Source organism: Pseudomonas sp. TE24901, from assembly GCF_054058375.1.
Genome location: NZ_JBSSAF010000022.1, coordinates 45,362 through 63,525 on the forward strand (window position 1 = coordinate 45,362; position 18,164 = coordinate 63,525).

General features: G+C 61.8%; 11 protein-coding genes. 5 read left to right on the top strand and 6 right to left on the bottom strand.

Annotated features, from left to right (window positions below):
• Positions 1-2 precede the first annotated feature (2 nt).
• From ACVWVP_RS29320 to tpx, 6 genes are all read right to left on the bottom strand, one after another.
• The gene (locus tag ACVWVP_RS29320; RefSeq protein WP_457409535.1) at positions 3-2,099 is read right to left on the bottom strand and encodes a putative bifunctional diguanylate cyclase/phosphodiesterase; all 2,097 of its coding nucleotides are present in this window, start codon (positions 2,097-2,099) and stop codon (positions 3-5) included.
• Positions 2,100-2,381: 282 nt separating this feature from the next.
• Positions 2,382-3,950 carry an efflux transporter outer membrane subunit gene (locus ACVWVP_RS29325; RefSeq protein WP_372339937.1) on the bottom strand — a complete coding sequence of 523 codons (1,569 nt, stop codon included), beginning with the start codon at positions 3,948-3,950 and terminating at the stop codon, positions 2,382-2,384.
• A complete protein-coding gene (locus tag ACVWVP_RS29330; RefSeq protein WP_178923341.1) occupies positions 3,947-7,054 on the bottom strand; it encodes an efflux RND transporter permease subunit in 3,108 nt (1,035 codons plus the stop codon). The genes ACVWVP_RS29325 and ACVWVP_RS29330 overlap by 4 nt, the downstream gene beginning before the upstream one ends.
• The gene (locus tag ACVWVP_RS29335; RefSeq protein WP_178923339.1) at positions 7,051-10,152 is read right to left on the bottom strand and encodes an MdtB/MuxB family multidrug efflux RND transporter permease subunit; all 3,102 of its coding nucleotides are present in this window, start codon (positions 10,150-10,152) and stop codon (positions 7,051-7,053) included. The genes ACVWVP_RS29330 and ACVWVP_RS29335 overlap by 4 nt, the downstream gene beginning before the upstream one ends.
• Positions 10,149-11,453, bottom strand: coding sequence for an MdtA/MuxA family multidrug efflux RND transporter periplasmic adaptor subunit (locus ACVWVP_RS29340; RefSeq protein WP_178923337.1), 1,305 nt, complete (start codon positions 11,451-11,453; stop codon positions 10,149-10,151). Before ACVWVP_RS29340 ends, ACVWVP_RS29335 begins: the two co-directional genes overlap by 4 nt.
• A 231-nt stretch (positions 11,454-11,684) precedes the next feature.
• Positions 11,685-12,185, bottom strand: a complete 501-nt coding sequence (gene tpx, locus ACVWVP_RS29345; protein WP_178923335.1) for a thiol peroxidase — start codon at positions 12,183-12,185, stop codon at positions 11,685-11,687.
• A 157-nt stretch (positions 12,186-12,342) separates the two neighbouring features.
• On the opposite strand from tpx, the gene ACVWVP_RS29350 reads away from it, so the two are divergent.
• The 5 genes from ACVWVP_RS29350 (at position 12,343) to ACVWVP_RS29370 (ending at position 18,146) form a co-directional block, all read left to right on the top strand.
• A complete protein-coding gene (locus ACVWVP_RS29350) occupies positions 12,343-13,632 on the top strand; it encodes a glycosyltransferase (protein WP_178923333.1) in 1,290 nt (429 codons plus the stop codon).
• 72 nt (positions 13,633-13,704) lie between these two features.
• On the top strand, positions 13,705-14,610 hold the full coding sequence (locus ACVWVP_RS29355; RefSeq protein WP_178923331.1) for an AraC family transcriptional regulator: 906 nt from the start codon (positions 13,705-13,707) through the stop codon (positions 14,608-14,610).
• Positions 14,611-14,910: 300 nt separating this feature from the next.
• The gene (locus ACVWVP_RS29360; protein ID WP_457409540.1) at positions 14,911-16,233 is read left to right on the top strand and encodes an ABC transporter substrate-binding protein; all 1,323 of its coding nucleotides are present in this window, start codon (positions 14,911-14,913) and stop codon (positions 16,231-16,233) included.
• A gap of 181 nt (positions 16,234-16,414) precedes the next feature.
• Positions 16,415-17,305 (top strand): carbohydrate ABC transporter permease, encoded by an 891-nt coding sequence (locus ACVWVP_RS29365; protein ID WP_176998378.1) that lies wholly within the window; start codon positions 16,415-16,417, stop codon positions 17,303-17,305.
• Between the two features lie 10 nt (positions 17,306-17,315).
• On the top strand, positions 17,316-18,146 hold the full coding sequence (locus ACVWVP_RS29370; protein WP_016968929.1) for a carbohydrate ABC transporter permease: 831 nt from the start codon (positions 17,316-17,318) through the stop codon (positions 18,144-18,146).
• The last annotated feature ends 18 nt before the right edge of the window (positions 18,147-18,164 follow it).

Genomic DNA, 18,164 nt, shown 5'->3' on the forward strand with positions numbered 1-18,164 from the left:
CGTCACGCACGGCTTTTGTCAGGGGCTACGGCGTCTTCGGCGCGCTGGATATCGGCCATGAACCCGTCCGCCGGCAACGGGTGCCCCAGCAGATAGCCTTGTAGGGAATTACAACCCAGGCGCGTCAGGAAATTCTGTTGCACATCGGTCTCCACACCTTCGGCCACGATACGCAGGCCCAGGGCCTGGCCCAGTGCAACGATGGCCGAAACGATGGCGGCGTCGTCACTGTCGTGCTCCAGGTCGCGCACAAAGCCCCGATCGATCTTCAACTCGTTGGCAGGCAGGCGCTTGAGGTACATGAGGCTGGAGTAACCGGTGCCAAAGTCATCGATGGACAGATCGACGCCCATGTCGGAGAGCTGTTGCAACACTGTCATGCTCGCGTCGGCGTCGCTCATGGCGGTGGTCTCGGTGATTTCCAGGGTCAGGTTGTTGGCCGGCAACTGATGGCGCTCCAGGGCCGAGGCCACGCTCTTGACCAACCCCGCGTGACAGAACTGCAAGGCCGACAGGTTCACTGCAATGCGCCAGTCTTCATAGCCCTGGGCGTACCACAGGGCCATCTGGCGACAGGCTTCGTTGAGCACCCATTCGCCAATCGGAATGATCAACCCGGTCTTTTCCGCCAGTTCGATGAACATCGCCGGCAGCAACAGCCCCTGCTGCGGGTGCTCCCAACGCAGCAACGCCTCAGCCCCCACGGCGATGCCACTGACCGCGTCGAACTTGGGCTGGTAATACAAACGAAATTGCTCGTGCTCGACAGCATTGCGCAAATCCTGCAACAGTTGCAGTTGCTTGCGCGCATTGGTGTTCATCGAGACGTCGAAGAAGCTGTAGCCGTTTTTGCCCATGCCCTTGGCGTGGTACATCGCGGCGTCGGCGTTCATCAACAGTTCCTGGGGGTTGCCACCGTTGCCCGGGAACAGGGCGATGCCAACACTGGCGGAGATCTTCAACTCGTGTTCGGCGACACTGAAGGCCCGGTTGAGCAGGCCCACCTGACGCTCGGCCAGGCCCATGGCATCGTCGGGCTGGCCCAATTGCACCAGCAGCACGAACTCATCGCCGCCGATACGCGCCAGGGTGTCCTGGCCCCGCAGGTCTTCGCGCAGGCGCAAACCGACTTCACGCAGCAACTGGTCACCCATGTGGTGACCGAAGGCATCGTTGACTGGCTTGAAGCCATCCAGGTCGATAAACATCAACGCAAAGCAACCGCCCTGCTCTTTCACCGCTTGGATCGCTTGTTGGATACGGTCGGCCAGCAACGTGCGATTGGGCAGCCCGGTGAGCATGTCATGCAGGGCCAGGTGGGTCAGCTCCTGGTTGGCCAGGGTCAGGGAATCGGCCAGCACCGCAGTGCGGGCTTCCAGGCGGGCGTCGAGCAACGAGGTCAGCAGTGCGATGATCAATACCGCCAACGAGGTCACCAACACCAGGTTGTCCAGGCCTTTACCGCTCAAGCCGGTCAGCGCCGCGCCACAGAAGCTTTCATCGGCAAACCGCGCGGCCGCCATGCCGGTGTAATGCATGCCCACGATGGCCACGCCCATCACCACCGCCGCACCGCCGCGCAACAGGCGCACGTAGGGCGTGTTGCGACGCAGGTTGTGGGCGATCAACAGCGCCGCGCCGGACGCCACCACGGCGATCAACAATGAGGCGCCAAACAACGTTGGGTCGTAGTCGATGCCGGGAGTCATGCGCATGGCAGCCATGCCGGTGTAGTGCATGCTGCTGATGCCCGCGCCCATGACCAACGCACCAAACGCCAGTTGCCAGGCGGGCAAGCGCGGCTGATTGATCAGCCATAACGCAAAGCCGCTGGAGAGCACCGCGATCAACAACGACAGTGCGGTAATGCCCAGGTCAAACCCGAGGGCGAACGGCAGGCGCAACGCCAACATGCCGATAAAGTGCATGGACCACACGCCCACGCCCATCGCCACGGCCCCGCCGGTCATCCACAGGTACACCGCGCGACCTTTGGTGGTCGCGATACGGCCGGCCAGGTCCAGGGCGGTATAGGACGCCAGGATCGCGACGAACAAGGAGATCACGACGAGAGAGGGAGAATAACTACCGATGAGCATGGGACTTCTCAAAACCGACGGGCCTGAAAAGCCCGTGCCAGGTGGCAAAGCGAGCGATTGTAGCGAGAATAATTCTTGTACAGTTGATTTATTAGCGTATAGCCATTACTGGCATTTTGACGTCAATCTACCGACTTAAATTCAGCGCAAATCCAGCGCCGAATGGAGTCCAAATGTGGGAGCGGGCTTGCTCGCGAATGCGGTGTGTCAGTCACTGAATGTATTGACTGAACTGCCGCATTCGCGAGCAAGCCCGCTCCCACATTGGCTTCGAGTTCACACTTAATCGTTGTCTTTTGCCGATGTGTGCCCATCCCAGCCACCGCCCAACGCGGCGATCAGTTGCACACTGGCCACCAATCGAGTCTGCAGCAGGGTCAGCACTGTGCGCTCGTTGCTCAGCGCCGTGGCCTGTACGGTGACCACATCCAGATAGGCGATCAGCCCGGCCTTGTACTGGTTCTGGGTCAGGCGCAGGGATTCACGTGCAGCGGCCAGCGCTTCGTTGCTGACCACGGCCTCGTCTTCCAGCACCTTGAGCTGCACCATGTAGTTTTCCACTTCACGGAAACCGTCGAGCACGGTCTGGCGGTACTTGGCCACGGTTTCGTCATAGCTGGCAATGCTGCGGTCGACTTCAGCCGAACGCTGGCCGCCGTCGAACAGGGTCATGGCCAATTTGGGCCCCACCGACCAGAAACGGTTCGGCAGGCTGATCCAGTCGGCGTAGGTGCTGCTCGAATAACCACCGGCCAGGCTCAGGGTCAGGTCCGGGTAGTAGGCGGCCTTGGCCACGCCAATATTGGCGTTGGCGGCGATCACCGAACGTTCGGCCGAGGCGATGTCCGGGCGGCGCTCCAGCAACTGCGACGGCAGGCTCGCCGGAATCTGCGGCAACGCCGGGATGCTTTGGCTGACGGCCAGGTTGAAGTTGGCCGGCGCCTCGCCGATCAACACCGCGATGGCGTTTTCCAGCTGGGCGCGCTGCCAGATCAGGTCGATCAGGCTGGCCTGGGTGGTCTTGAGCTGGGTTTGCGCCTGGGCGATGGCGTCCTTGCCGGAAATGCCGGCGCGGTATTGGTTTTCGGTCATGGTCAGCGAACGCTGGTAGGCGTCCAGCGTGGCTTGCAGCAGACGGGTCTGTTCGTCCATGACCCGCAGTTGCAGATAGTCCTGCACCAGTTCCGATTGCTGGCTCAGGCGCATCGCCGCCAGGTCCGCCGAGCTGGCTTCGGCCGTGGCTTCATTGGCTTCCAGACCTCGGCGCAGCTTGCCCCAGACGTCGGCTTCCCAGCTCACACCCAGCTGGGCATTGAGGGTGTCGCGGATCCCGCTGCTGGAACTGCTCAGGCTGGCGTTACTGCTGCCGGTGCCCTGGCTGGCGCGGGTTTTGCCGGCGCTCAGGTCCACGGTCGGGAAAAACGCGCCACGGGCACTGCGCACCTGGGCCTGGGCCTGGCGAAAGCGCGCTTCGGCCTGGGCGACGGTCTGGTTGGATGTATTCAGGCGCACCACCAGGTCATTGAGCTGAGGGTCGCCGTAGAGCTCCCACCAGGCGCCACGGGCCAGGGAGTCGCTGGGGCTGGCTTGGCGCCAGCCCTGGGCCTCCTTGAATTGCGCGGGCTCGATGACTTCCGGGCGTTTGTAGTCGGGGCCGATGGCGCAGGCGCTGAGCAACAGGGCCAACCCGACAGTTGGAACGAGTTTACTCGCCAAGGTGGTCAACGATAGCGTGCTCAATCGGGAGGTACGCGGTGCCTGGGCGTTTTTCGCCGGCAAGCCGGCTCCTACAGGAAAATGCATCGGAGCGGCAAACAGATGCAGTGCATTGGCGGGTGTTGAATCGGTCATAGCGCAGTGTCCAAGGCAGCATCGGTCCGCACGCCGCGCCAGGCATTGAAGCGATGGCGTGCGCGGTCTAGATAGAGGTAAACCACCGGGGTGGTGTAAAGGGTCAGGATCTGGCTGAACACCAGGCCACCGATAATGGTCAGGCCCAGGGGCTGGCGCATTTCGGCGCCGTCGCCAGCGCCGAGCAGCAACGGCAAGGCGCCGAGGATCGCCGCCAGGGTGGTCATCAGGATCGGCCGTAGACGCAGCAGGCAGGCACTGCGGATCGATTCCAGCGGGCTCATGCCGTCGTGGCGTTCCAGTTGCAGTGCCAGGTCGATCATCAGGATCGCGTTTTTCTTCACCACGCCAATCAACAGGAACAAGCCCAACAGCGAGATGAGGCTGAACTCACCGCCCAACAGGTAGATGGACAACAGCGCCCCCACCCCCGCCGACGGCAAGGTGGACAGGATGGTCAGCGGGTGAATGTAGCTTTCGTACAGAATGCCCAGCACCAGGTACACCGCCACCAGCGCACCGAGGATCATGAACGGCTGGCCCTTCTGGGTCGCCGCGAACGCATCGGCGGTGCCGGCCATCTTGGCGATCACGTCTTCCGGCAAGCCCACCTTGGCCACCGCCCGTTCGATGGCGGCCATGCCCTGCTCCACCGTGACGCCAGGCGCCATGTCGAAGGCAATGTTCTGCGAGGCGAACTGGCCCTCATGGCGTACGGTGTCATCGGCCAGGCTGTTTTCATAATGGGCGATGGTCGACAGCGGAATCCGCGCGCCTGTCGACGTGATGACCTGCACCTGGTTGAGGGTGATTGGGTCCTTGGCATAAAGCGGATTGACCTCCATCACCACCTGGTACTGGTTGAGGCTGTCGTAGATGGTCGAGATCTGCCGCTGGCTATAGGCGTTGTTCAGCACCGAGGTGACCATGGCCATGTCCACCCCGAGGCGCTTGGCCTGGTCGCGGTCCACGATCAGCGTGACCTGCGCCGCGCCGCGCCCTTCACGGGCGTCGATGGCAGTCAGCTCAGGCAGCGTATGGAACGCGGCCACCACCTTCGGGTACCACTCGCGCAAGGCCGCCAGGTCACCGCTCTGCAGGATGTAGGAATACTGCGCGCTGCTTTGGTCACGGCTGCCACCAAATTGCAGGTCCTGGTCGGCCATCAGGAACAAGCGCCCACCCGGCACCAGCGGCACGTCCTTGCGCAGGCGCTCAATCACCGCCTGGGCGGAAATCTTGCGTTCGCTGATGGGCTTGAGGCGCACCAGCATCACCGCGTTATTGGTGCCGTTGTTGCCACCAATAAAGCCGGCCACGCTGAGCACCGCAGGGTCCTTGAGCACGGCCTGGCGAAAGGTTTCCATCTTCGGCTGCATCACGCCGAACGACAGGCCGTCGTCACCGCGCACAAAACCGATCAACTGTCCGGTGTCCTGCTGCGGCATGAAGGTCTTCGGCACCACCACATACAGTGCGACGTTGACGCCAATGGTCAGCAGCAGGCTGAGCAACGTCAGGCGTCGGTGGCGCAGCACCCAGTCGAGGCTGGTGGCGTAACCGGCCACCATGCGGTCGTTGACCTTCTGGCTCCAGCGCTGCAGGCCGGTCATCTGGCCCTTGATATGCGGCTTGAGCCAGCGCGCGCAGAGCATCGGGGTCAGGGTCAGCGACACCACCAGCGACACGATGATCGCCGCCGACAGCGTGATGGAAAACTCGCGGAACAGATTGGTGACAATCCCGCCCATGAACAGGATCGACAGGAACACCGCCACCAGCGACACGTTCATCGACAGCAAGGTAAACCCGACTTCCTGGGCACCCAGGTACGCCGCCTTCATCGGCGGCACGCCTTCGTCGATATGCCGGGAAATGTTCTCCAGCACCACAATGGCGTCGTCCACCACCAGGCCGGTGGCCAGGATCAGCGCCATCAACGAGAAGTTGTTCAGCGAGAAGCCGAACAGGTACATCACCGCAAAGGTTCCCACCAGCGACACCGGCACCGCCAGGGTCGGGATCAGCGAGGCGCGGAAGTTGCCCAGGAACAGGTACACCACCAGGATCACCAGCGCGACGGCAATCAGCAGGGTCATCTCGGCTTCATGCAAGGTCGCGGTGATCACCGGCGAGCGGTCCATCGCCAGGCTCAGCTTGACGCTGCTCGGCAGTACGGCCTGCAAGGCTGGCAATTGCGCCTTGATCTGCCGCACGGTCTCGATGATATTCGCGCCGGACTGGCGGTTGATCACCAGCAGCACCGCCGCATCATTGTTGAAGAAGCCGCTGTTGTAGCGGTCTTCCACGCCGTCGCTGATCTTGGCCACATCCCCCAGGCGCAAGGCGGCGCCGTTCTGGTAGCGAATCAGCAGCGGTTCATAGTCCTTGGCCTTTTCCAGCTGGTCGTTGGCCTGGATCTGCCAGTTGCGCTCGCTGTCTTCCAGGGAGCCCTTGGGCCGACGCTGGTTGGCGTTGGCAATGGTATTGCGCACGTCGTCGAGGGCCACGCCGTACTGGTCGAGAGCCTTGGGCTGCAACTCGATGCGCACGGCGGGCAATGAACTGCCGCCGATCTGCACTTCACCTACGCCCGGCACCTGGGACAGGCTCTGGGACAGGATGGTCGAGGCCAGGTCATACAGCTCGCCCTTGGGCAGCACGTCCGAGGTCAGCGACAGCACCATGATCGGCGCCTGGGACGGGTTGATCTTCTTGTAGGTGGGCATGCTGCGCATACCGCTGGGCAACAGGTTGCGCGAGGCATTGATCGCCGCTTGCACTTCCCGCGCCGCGCCGTTGATGTCGCGATCGGAGTCAAACGCCAGGATCACCCGGGTGGAGCCCTGGCTCGACGAACTGCTCATGGTGGTGATGCCGGCAATCGAGCCGAAGGAGCGCTCCAGCGGCGTAGCCACGGTAGACGCCATCACCTCGGGGCTGGCGCCGGGCAAGCTGGCCGACACCACGATCACCGGAAAGTCGATCTGCGGCAGCGGCGAGACCGGCAACAGGTTGAAGCTCACGCCGCCCAGCAACATGATCGCCAGGCTCAGCAGCATGGTAGCGACCGGCCGGCGAATGAAAGGTCCGGACAGGTTCATGACTCAACCGGCTCCAGGCTTTGCGGCTCTTTGCGCCAGCGCCGGCCCAGACGATCGAAGTACAGGTAGATCACCGGCGTGGTGAACAGGGTCAATACCTGGCTCACCAGCAGGCCGCCGACCATCACCAGGCCCAGGGGCTGGCGCAACTCCGCGCCGGAACCGGTGGCCAGCATCAACGGCACTGCGCCGAACAAGGCTGCCAGCGTGGTCATCAGGATCGGCCGGAAGCGCAACAGCGCCGCCTGGTAGATCGCAGTCTGCGGGTCCAGGCCCTGGTTGCGTTCAGCGTCGAGGGCGAAGTCGATCATCATGATCGCGTTCTTCTTCACGATACCGATCAGCAGGATGATGCCGATGATCGCGATCATGCCCAGGTCATTGCCACTGAGCAGCAGCGCGAGCAAGGCCCCCACGGCGGCGGAGGGCAAGGTCGAAAGAATGGTGATCGGGTGGATGTAACTCTCGTAGAGCACGCCGAGCACGATGTACATGGTAACCACCGCCGCCAGGATCAGCAGCAAGGTGCTCGACAGCGAGGCTTCGAACGCCTGGGCCGCGCCCTGGAACTGGGTCTGCACGCCCACAGGCATGCCGATGTCCTTCTGGGTCTGGTTGATCAGTTCCACGCCTTTGCCCAGTGCCACGCCGGGGGCCAGGTTGAACGACATCATCACTGCCGGGAACTGGCCGATATGCGCGACCGCCAACTGCGCCTGGCGCTGCTCCACATGGGCCAGGCTCGACAGCCGCACCTGGCCGCCGTCGGTGGTTTTCACATGGATCTGGTTCAGCGCGGCCGGGCCCAGGGTTTCGCCGGATTGGGCCTGCAGCACCACGCGGTACTGGCTGGCCTGGGTGTAGATCGTGGAGATCTGCCGTTGACCAAAGGCGTCGTACAACGCATCGGTGATGGTCGACACACTCACGCCCAGGCGCGAGGCCGCGTCGCGGTCGATCACCAGGAACACCTGCAAGCCCTTGTCCTGCAGGTCGCTGGCCACGTCGGTGAGTTCCGGCAATTGGCTCAACGCATGCACCAGCTTGTCACTCCACAACGCCAGCAGGTCAGCGTCGGGCGAGGACATGCTGAACTGGTACTGGGTACGGCTGACGCGGTCTTCGATGGTCAGGTCCTGCACCGGCTGCATGAACAGGCGGATGCCCACCAGTTTGTCGATTTCCGGCTGCAGGCGCGTGATCACCTGGGCGGCGCTCAAGTCGCGCTGGCCGTGGGGCTTGAGGTTGATCAGCAAGCGACCGCTGTTGAGGGTGGCGTTATCACCGTCCACACCAATATAAGAAGACAGGCTTTCCACGGCCGGGTCGGCCAGGATGATCTTGGCCAGCTCCTGCTGACGCTGGCTCATGGCCGCAAAGGAGATCGACTGGGGCGCCTCGGAAATGCCCTGGATGACGCCGGTGTCCTGCACTGGGAAGAAGCCCTTGGGCACCACCAGGTAGAGGAACACGGTGAGGCCCAGGGTGGCGATGGCCACCAGCAGGGTCAGCGGCTGGTGCTTGAGCACCCACTGCAATTTGCGCCCATAGGCTTCGATCAGCCAGTCGATCCACGCGCCGCTGGCCTTGTAGAAGCGGCCCTGTTCTTCTTCCTTGGGCTCACGCTTGAGCAAGCGCGCGCACATCATCGGCGTGAGGGTCAGGGACACCACCAGGGAAATCAGGATGGCGACTGCCAGGGTAATGGCAAATTCGCGGAACAGGCGCCCGACCACGTCAGCCATGAACAGCAACGGGATCAATACCGCAATCAGCGACAAGGTCAGGGACACCAGGGTAAAGCCGATCTGCTTGGCGCCCTTGAGCGCGGCCGCCAGCGGCGTCTCGCCTTCCTCGATGTAGCGGGAGATGTTCTCCAGCATCACGATGGCATCGTCCACCACGAACCCGGTGGCGATGGTCAGGGCCATCAGCGTCAGGTTGTTGATGGAGAACCCCGCCAGGTACATCACGCCAAAGGTGCCCACCAGCGACAACGGCACGGCGATGGATGGGATGATGGTGGCACTGAAACGGCGCAGGAACAGAAACGTCACCATCACCACCAGGGCAATGGCGATCAGCAATTCGTGTTGTACATCGGTGACCGAGGCGCGGATGGTCTGGGTACGGTCGGTGAGTACCGCCACGTCGAGGCCGGCCGGCAGGTTGTCGGTGATGCTCGGCAGCAGCGCCTTGATGCGGTCCACCACCTCGATCACGTTGGCACCCGGCTGGCGCTGGATATTGAGCAGCACGGCCTGGTTTTCATTGGCCCAGGCGGCGAGGCGTTCGTTTTCGGCACCGTCGACGATCTGTGCCACGTCCTTCAGACGCAGCGGTGCACCGTTGTTGTAGGCCAGGATCAGCTCGGCGTACTGCTGGGGCGAGACCAACTGGTCGTTGGCATCGAGCATCGACACCCGGGTGGGGCCGTCAAAGTTGCCCTTGGGCTGGTTGACGTTGGACGCGGCGATCAGGGTGCGCACGTCCGACAGGTTCAAGCCATTGGCCGCCAGGGCTTCCGGGTTGACCTTGATGCGCACGGCCTGGCGCTGGCCACCGGCGATGCTGACCATGCCGACGCCGCTGATCTGCGCAATTTTTTGCGCCATGCGTGTGTCGACCAGGTCATTGAGCTTGGGCAACAGCATGGTCTTGGAGGTAATGGCCAGGGTCAGCACCGGGGTATCGGCCGGGTTGACCTTGTTGTACACCGGTGGCGCCGGCAAGTCCTTGGGCAGCAGGTTGGTGGCGGCGTTGATCGCGGCCTGCACCTGTTGCTCGGCGACATCCATGTTGATGTCGAGGTTGAAACGCAGGGTCAGCACCGAAGCGCCGCCCGAGCTGGTGGACGCCATCTGCGTCAGCCCGGGCATTTGCCCGAACTGGCGTTCAAGGGGCGCCGTGACCGCGCTGGTCATCACGTCCGGACTGGCGCCGGGGTACAGGGTCATCACCCGGATCGTCGGGTAGTCCACCTGGGGCAGTGCCGACACCGGCAACAAGCGATACGCGATGACGCCGGCCAGGACAATGGCCAGCATGCTCAGCGTGGTGGCAACCGGGCGAAGGATAAACAGCCGCGACAGGTTCATGAACCGACCTTTTGCGCCTTGCCGGCGCTGGCGCCGGTCTCCCCTTTCGCCGCAGGCTTGCCTTGCAGGTGCTCGGTCGGGGTGGTCGGCACTTCACTGCTGTCATTGACCACTTCGATCTCGCTGCCGTCCTTCAAACGGTCGGTGCCTTCCAGTACCACGCGGTCGCCCGCGGCCAGGCCTTCCTTGATCACGGTGTTGTCGCCATCGCTGTCGCCGATCACCAGGGGCTGGACCTTGACCTTCTTGTCGCCATCGAGCTTGTAGACAAAGGTGCCGTTGTTGCCGAACTGGATGGCAGCAGACGGTGCCAGCACCGCGTTGTGCAGGGTATCGGCGAGCAAATGCACGTTGACGAACTGGTTGGGGAACAGCGCCTGGTCCTTGTTATCGAAACGGCCTTTGAATTTCAGGGTGCCGGTGGTCACGTCGATCTGGTTGTCGAGGCTTTGCAGCACGCCGCTCGCCTGCTGTTTCAGGTCGCCTCGGTCCCAAGCCTCCACGGGCAGCTTGTTGCCGGCGTGGTAGCGGGTGAGCACGGTGTCCAGGGTGTTTTCCGGCAGGGTGAAGACCACGCTGATGGGCTGGGTCTGGGTGATCACCGCGAGGAAGGTGGTGTCGTTGGCCGCCACCAGGTTGCCCACATCGACCTGACGCAGGCCGACACGGCCGCTGATCGGCGCGCGGATCTTGGTGAATTCGAGGTTGAGCTTGGCGTCGTCCACCGCGCCCTGGTTGGTCTTGACCGTGCCCTGGTATTGCAGGACCAGCGCTTCGGCGGTGTCCAGGGTCTGTTTGGCGATGCTGTCCTGGGCATACAGGTCGCGGTAACGCTGCACGTCGACCTGGGCGTTCTTCAACTGCGCCTGGTTCTGCAACAGGGTGCCCTGGGCCTGGAGCAACGCGTTCTGGTAGCTGCGCGGGTCGATTTCCGCCAGCAGGTCGCCGGCCTTGACCATCTGCCCTTCTTCAAAGGCGATCTTCACCAACTCGCCACCCACCCGGCTGCGCACATTGATGGTATTGAGCGCCGTCACCGTGCCCAACGCCTTGTAGTACACCGGGAAGTCACCCAATACCGCCGGCGCCACGCGCACCGGGATCGGGCCAGTGGAGCCACCGAAACCCGGGCGCATCATCCCCGACTTGCCGGCGTGCCCGGCCGGTTTCTTCTCGGCGGCATCCTTGTGGCTGGCGGGCCAGTATTTCCAGCACAGGCCGGCGATAACCAGCAGCACGAGCAGGCCGAACAACCAGCGGCGGGAATTGCGGGGGGAGGATTGCATGGAATGATCAACCATTGGGCGCGAGAGCTTCTTCTTTGGGAGGCTGAAAGATAAGCACTGGTGCGCATTAAGAAAAGCGCCTTTACCGGCTATTTACCTTGGGCTTACAACTTTTAACTTCTGACCTTAGTCCATTCGCTAACGGGCTAAGCACTTGAGCGACAAATAAAAACGGCCTGGACTAGGCCAGGCCGCAATCATGCAGCACGCGTGTTACTGCAAAACGACAGTAATGCGCTGAAACAGTTACTTCAAAACAGCCAGGGCTGCTTCGTAGTTCGGCTCTTGGCCGATTTCAGCAACTAGCTCGCTGTGCAACACTTTGTCGTTTTCATCCAGCACGACGACAGCGCGAGCGGTCAGGCCCTTGAGGGCGCCTTCAGCAATGGCCACGCCGTAGTCGACGGCGAATGCCGCGCTGCGGAAGTCGGACAGGTTCTTCACGTTTTCCAGGCCTTCAGCGCCGCAGAAGCGCGCCTGGGCGAATGGCAGGTCGGTGGAGATGCACAGCACAACGGCGTTGTTCAGGTCGTTGGCCTGGGCGTTGAACTTACGAACCGACGTCGCGCAGGTCGGGGTGTCGACACTTGGGAAGATATTCAGCACTTTGCGCTTGCCGGCAAAGGTGGCCAGGGTTGCGTCCGACAGGTCGCCGGCGGTCAGGGTGAAGTCTGGCGCCTGGGAACCGACTTGCGGCAGATCGCCTTCAACCTGGATCGGGTTGCCACGGTGGGTGACTTGAGCCATGAACAGAATCCTTATGCTGGGTTTAGTGAAACGAATTCGAGAGGCCGAAGTTAACCACAAAGTGCGGTGGCTACCTATCGCTGCGCACAAATTCTCATGCCGGTGGTTGTGGTTTAATTGCGCGCTTTTCCCCTGCCCTTCAAGGAATGCGTTGTTGATGAATCAGCCTGCCACCAAAGTCCTGGTCATTGGTTATGTCTGGCCGGAGCCTCGTTCCTCGGCCGCTGGCGGGCATATGATGCAAATCCTTGAGAGCTTTCTGACGCAAGGTTGGGACGTTACCTTCAGCAGCCCTGCCACGATCGGCGAACACAAGGCTGACCTGCCAGCGCTGGGCATCCGCGAATGCGCGATTGAACTCAATAACAGCAGTTTCGATGATTTTATTCGCGAACTCGCTCCGGATATCGTGCTGTTCGACCGCTTCATGATGGAAGAGCAGTTCGGCTGGCGCGTGGAGAAGTGCTGCCCCGACGCCTTGCGCGTACTGGAAACCTCCGACCTGCAGAGCCTGCGCGACGCCCGCCACCAGCGCCAGAAGGATCACCTGAAAGCCCACCCGGACAGAGACGACTTCACCGCGCTGTTCACACCAGCGCTGGAAGAAGCGTTCCAGTTGATGGCCGACACTGACCTGGCCAAGCGCGAGATAGCGGCGATTTACCGCTGCGATATCAGCCTGATGATCTCCGACGTGGAGATCCGCCTGCTCACCGAACAGTTCAAGGTGCCCGCCGCCCTGCTCCACTGGTGCCCGTTGATGCTGCAACCGCCGACCGAGGCGTTTGCGCCATTCGAGGACCGCGCGCATTTTCTCAGCATCGGCAACTTCCGCCATGCGCCGAACTGGGATGCGGTGCTGTGGATGAAGAACAGCCTGTGGCCGCTGATCCGCCAGCAACTGCCGGGCGCCCAGCTGCATGTCTACGGCGCCTACACGCCACCCAAGGCCACGGCGTTGCACAACCCGGCGCAGGGCTTTCACGTGATGAACTGGGCCGAAGACGCGTTGCAGGTGATGACCGCCGCACGTATCTGCCTGGCGCCGCTGCGCTTCGGCGCCGGCATCAAGGGCAAGCTGGTGGACGCGATGCTGTGTGGCACGCCAAGTGTCACCACGCCGATCGGCGCCGAAGCCATGGGCGATGGCCAGCCATGGCCCGGCATGATCGAACAGACCGCGCCTGCGTTGGCAGCGGCGGCCGTGGCGCTGTATCAAGATCGCGCGCGCTGGACCGAGGCCCAGGAAAACGGGCGCCAATTGCTGGCTCGCCGTTATGACCAGGACATCCATGGCCCGGCGCTGGTGGCCTGCCTGGAACACTGTCGCCGCACCCTGGCGGCCCATCGCAGGGCCAACTTCACGGGCAGCATGCTGCGCCATCATGCCCATAAAAGTACGCAGTACATGTCCCAATGGATCGAGGCGAAAAACCGCACCGTGTAAACACCAGCGCTGGCGAGGTCGCGCACGAGGGGGCATTATCCTAGGCAGCAACCACAATAAAGCGACGGCAGCATGACCCGAGCAACGCGTATCACCGACCCTTCCTACGAGTTGATGGACGATCACAACGGTCTGTCCATCATCTATCGCCAGCATGGCTTCCCCTGCCCGCTGGTGCGCTGGCATTTCCACAAGGAATACGAGCTGCACCTGATTGTCGCCAGTTCCGGCAAGGTGTTCATCGGCGACTATATCGGCAACTTCTACCCGGAAAGCCTGTTTCTCACCGGCCCCAACCTGCCCCACAACTGGATCAGCCAGGTGGAGGAGGACGAGGTGGTGCCCAAGCGCGACATGCTGGTGAACTTCACCGACGAACTGTTTGAAAACGGCAGCCAGATCTTCGCTGAACTCAAGACCCTGGCGCCCTTGCTGGAACGGGCCCAGTACGGCATCGAGTTTCGCTGCAAAAAAACCATCGCCCAGGCCATGACCTTGATGCAACGTATCGAGGACGCCCAGGGCATGGCGCGCCTCGGGCATTTTTTTATTCTGCTGGAGGTGCTCAGTGCCTGCGAGGACTACCAGCTGCTGTCCGGCGTGACCACACCGCAACTGGCCGACGAGCACAGCATCGACCGCACCAACCGCGCGGTGGACTACATCTTTGCCCACTACGCGCGCGAGTTGCCGCTGGAGGAAGTGGCGGATTACCTGGGTATGAAGCCGACGTATTTCTCCCGCGTGTTCAAACAAGCCACTGGGCGCACGTTTATCGAGTTCGTCAATCGGTTACGCATCAGCAAGTCGTGCGAGTTGTTGGCCGATGGCGACAAGGCGGTGACGGATGTGTGCTTTGAGTCGGGTTTCAACAATATTTCCAACTTCAACCGACGCTTCCAGCAGCTCAAGGGCATGACCCCTTCCCACTACCGCCGCCTGGCGGTGCAGCGGTTGACCGAGCAAAACCTGGCCTGAATCGCTTCTGTGGACGCCGGCTTGCTGGCGATTCAGGCCACCTCGGGGCGTCAGGTGCGCCGTGTCGATGCCATCGCTGGCAAGCCGGCGCCTACGGGTGATCGATGTCGGCCTGGATCAATCGTTTCAGCCAATTCCTACGCGAGTGCAAAAAAGTATCAGTGCCAGTGCGCCCAAGGATTTGTCACATCGCCATTTCAAGGCTGTAATCAACCGCACACTCTTCCTGGCTCGTTGCAGGAAGACACAACAACAATAACTGTCCTTCTGTAGCCCCTGGGCGCAGAAATGGAGTGCGCGATGAAGTTCACAGCAAAAGCTCTGCTTGCCTCTACCTGCATGATGACCTGCATGACCCTCAGCGCCGTCAGCTTTGGCGCGCAGACCCTGACCATTGCCACCGTCAACAACAGCGACATGATCCGCATGCAAAAGCTCTCGAAAACCTTCGAGACCGAGCATCCGGAGATCAAGCTGAATTGGGTGGTGCTCGAAGAAAACGTGCTGCGCCAGCGCCTGACCACTGACATCGCCACCCAGGGTGGACAGTTCGACGTGTTGACCATCGGCATGTACGAAGCTGCACTGTGGGGCGCCAAGGGTTGGCTGGAACCGATGAAGGACCTGCCGGCGTCCTACGACCTTGACGACGTCTTCCCTTCGGTGCGTGATGGCCTGTCTGTCAAAGGTTCGCTGTACGCCCTGCCGTTCTATGCCGAAAGTTCGATCACCTATTACCGCACCGACCTGTTCAAGGACGCCGGGCTGACTATGCCCGAGCACCCGACCTGGACCCAGATCGGCGAATTCGCGGACAAACTCACCGAAAAGTCCAAAGAACAGTACGGCCTGTGCCTGCGCGGCAAAGCCGGCTGGGGTGAGAACATGGCGCTGATCACCACCTTGGCCAATGGCTACGGTGCGCGCTGGTTCGATGAGAAGTGGCAGCCAGAATTCAATGGCCCTGAATGGAAGGACGCGCTGACCTTCTACGTCGACAACATGAAGAAATCCGGCCCGCCGGGTGCTTCCAGCAACGGTTTCAACGAAAACCTGGCGCTGTTCAACAGCGGCAAGTGCGCAATCTGGGTCGATGCCAGCGTCGCGGGTTCGTTCGTGACCGACAAGACCCAGAGCAAAGTGGCCGATCACGTCGGCTTTACCTTTGCCCCTCACGAGAAGACCGACAAGGGCACCTCGTGGCTGTACTCCTGGAGCCTGGCGATCCCGACCAGCTCCAAGGCCAAGGACGCTGCCAAGGTGTTCACCAGTTGGGCGACCTCCAAGGAATACAGCCAGCTCGTGGCCAAGACCGACGGCATCGCCAACGTACCGCCAGGCACGCGCAAGTCGACCTACAGCGATGAATACATGAAGGCCGCGCCGTTTGCCAAGGTGACCCTGGAATCGCTGAAAGTCGCGGACCCGACCAAACCGACCCTCAAGCCGGTGCCGTATATCGGCATCCAGTTGGTGACCATTCCTGAATTCCAGGCCATTGGTACCCAGGTCGGCAAGTTCTTCTCGGGTGCGCTGACCGGTCAGCAAACGGTGGACCAGGCCCTGACTGCCGCGCAGACCACCACCGAGCGTGAGATGAAGCGCGCCGGTTATCCCAAATAGGCCTGACTCACCCTTGTAAATGTGGGAACCCCATCAATGTGGGAGCCGGGCTTGCCCGCGATAGCGGTCTGTCAGTTGATGAATGTGTGTGCTGACACACCGCTATCGCAGGCAAGCCAGCTCCCACATTGGATCGCGCTCCGACGCTGGCCCTGCCTGTAATCGACTGGTTTTGATCACCATGAATACACCACCCAAAAACCGCCTGGCCAACCCCGGCTGGTTCCTCGTCAGCCCCTCGGTGGCCTTGCTGCTGCTGTGGATGATCGTGCCGCTGGGCATGACCCTGTACTTCTCCTTGATCCGCTACAACCTGCTCTACCCTGGTGAAAACCAATTCGTGGGGCTGGAGAACTTCACCTACTTCATCACCGATTCGGGCTTCTTGCCCGGCGCCACCAATACCTTGCTGCTGGTGGGCAGTGTGCTGCTGATCAGCGTGGTGTTCGGCGTGTTGATCAGTGCGTTGCTGGAGGCCAGTGAGTTCTTCGGTCGCGGCCTGGTAAGGGTGTTGCTGATTTCACCGTTCTTCATCATGCCCACCGTCGGTGCGCTGATCTGGAAGAACCTGATTTTCCACCCGGTGTCGGGGATTCTCGCCGCCGTCTGGAAGCTGTTCGGCGCCGAGCCCGTGGACTGGCTGGCGCACTACCCGCTGTTGTCGATCATCATCATTGTGTCGTGGCAATGGCTGCCCTTCGCCATCCTGCTGCTGATGACCGCCATGCAGTCCCTCGACCAGGAGCAAAAGGAAGCCGCGCGCCTGGACGGTGCCGGCGCCATCGCGATCTTCTGGCACCTCACCCTGCCCCACCTGGCCCGCCCGATTGCCGTGGTGGTGATGATCGAGACGATCTTCCTGCTCTCGGTGTTTGCCGAGATCTTCACCACCACCAACGGTGGCCCGGGCTACGCCTCGACCAACCTCGCCTACCTGATCTACAACCAGGCGCTGGTGCAGTTCGACGTGGGCATGGCTTCGGCCGGCGGCTTGATTGCCGTGGTCATCGCCAATATCGCGGCGATCATCCTGGTGCGGATGATCGGCAAAAACCTGACTGACAAGCCTTGAGGGCCGCGCCATGACGCTTCAACAATCCCGCCGCCTGCAAAGCCTGTTGCTCGGCACCCTGGCCTGGGCCATCGCGATCCTGATCTTCTTCCCGATCTTCTGGATGGTGCTGACCAGCTTTAAGACCGAAATCGACGCGTTCGCCACGCCACCGCAGTTCATCTTCACGCCGACGCTGGAGAACTACCTGCACATCAACGAGCGCAGCAACTACTTCGCCTACGCCTGGAACTCGGTGGTGATCTCGTTCAGCGCCACCGCCCTGTGCCTGCTGATCTCGGTGCCGGCCGCCTACTCCATGGCGTTCTACGAAACCCAGCGCACCAAGGGCACGCTGCTGTGGATGCTGTCGACCAAGATGCTGCCGCCGGTGGGTGTGCTGATGCCGATCTACCTGCTGGCCAAGAGCTTTGGCCTGCTGGATACGCGGATCGCGCTGATCATCATCTACACGTTGATCAACCTGCCGATCGTGGTGTGGATGGTTTACACCTACTTCAAGGACATCCCCAAGGACATCCTCGAGGCTGCCCGCCTGGACGGCGCCACCCTGTGGCAGGAAATGGTCCGTGTGCTGCTGCCGATTGCCAAGGGTGGCCTGGCGTCCACGGTGCTGCTGTCGCTGATCCTGTGCTGGAACGAGGCGTTCTGGTCGCTGAACCTGACCTCGTCCAACGCCGCGCCGCTGACCGCGCTGATTGCCTCCTACTCCAGCCCTGAAGGGTTGTTCTGGGCCAAATTGTCCGCCGTCTCGACCCTGGCCTGCGCGCCCATCCTGATCTTTGGCTGGATCAGCCAGAAACAGCTGGTGCGCGGCTTGTCCTTCGGCGCCGTGAAATAACGGCCTCATCATTTCTAT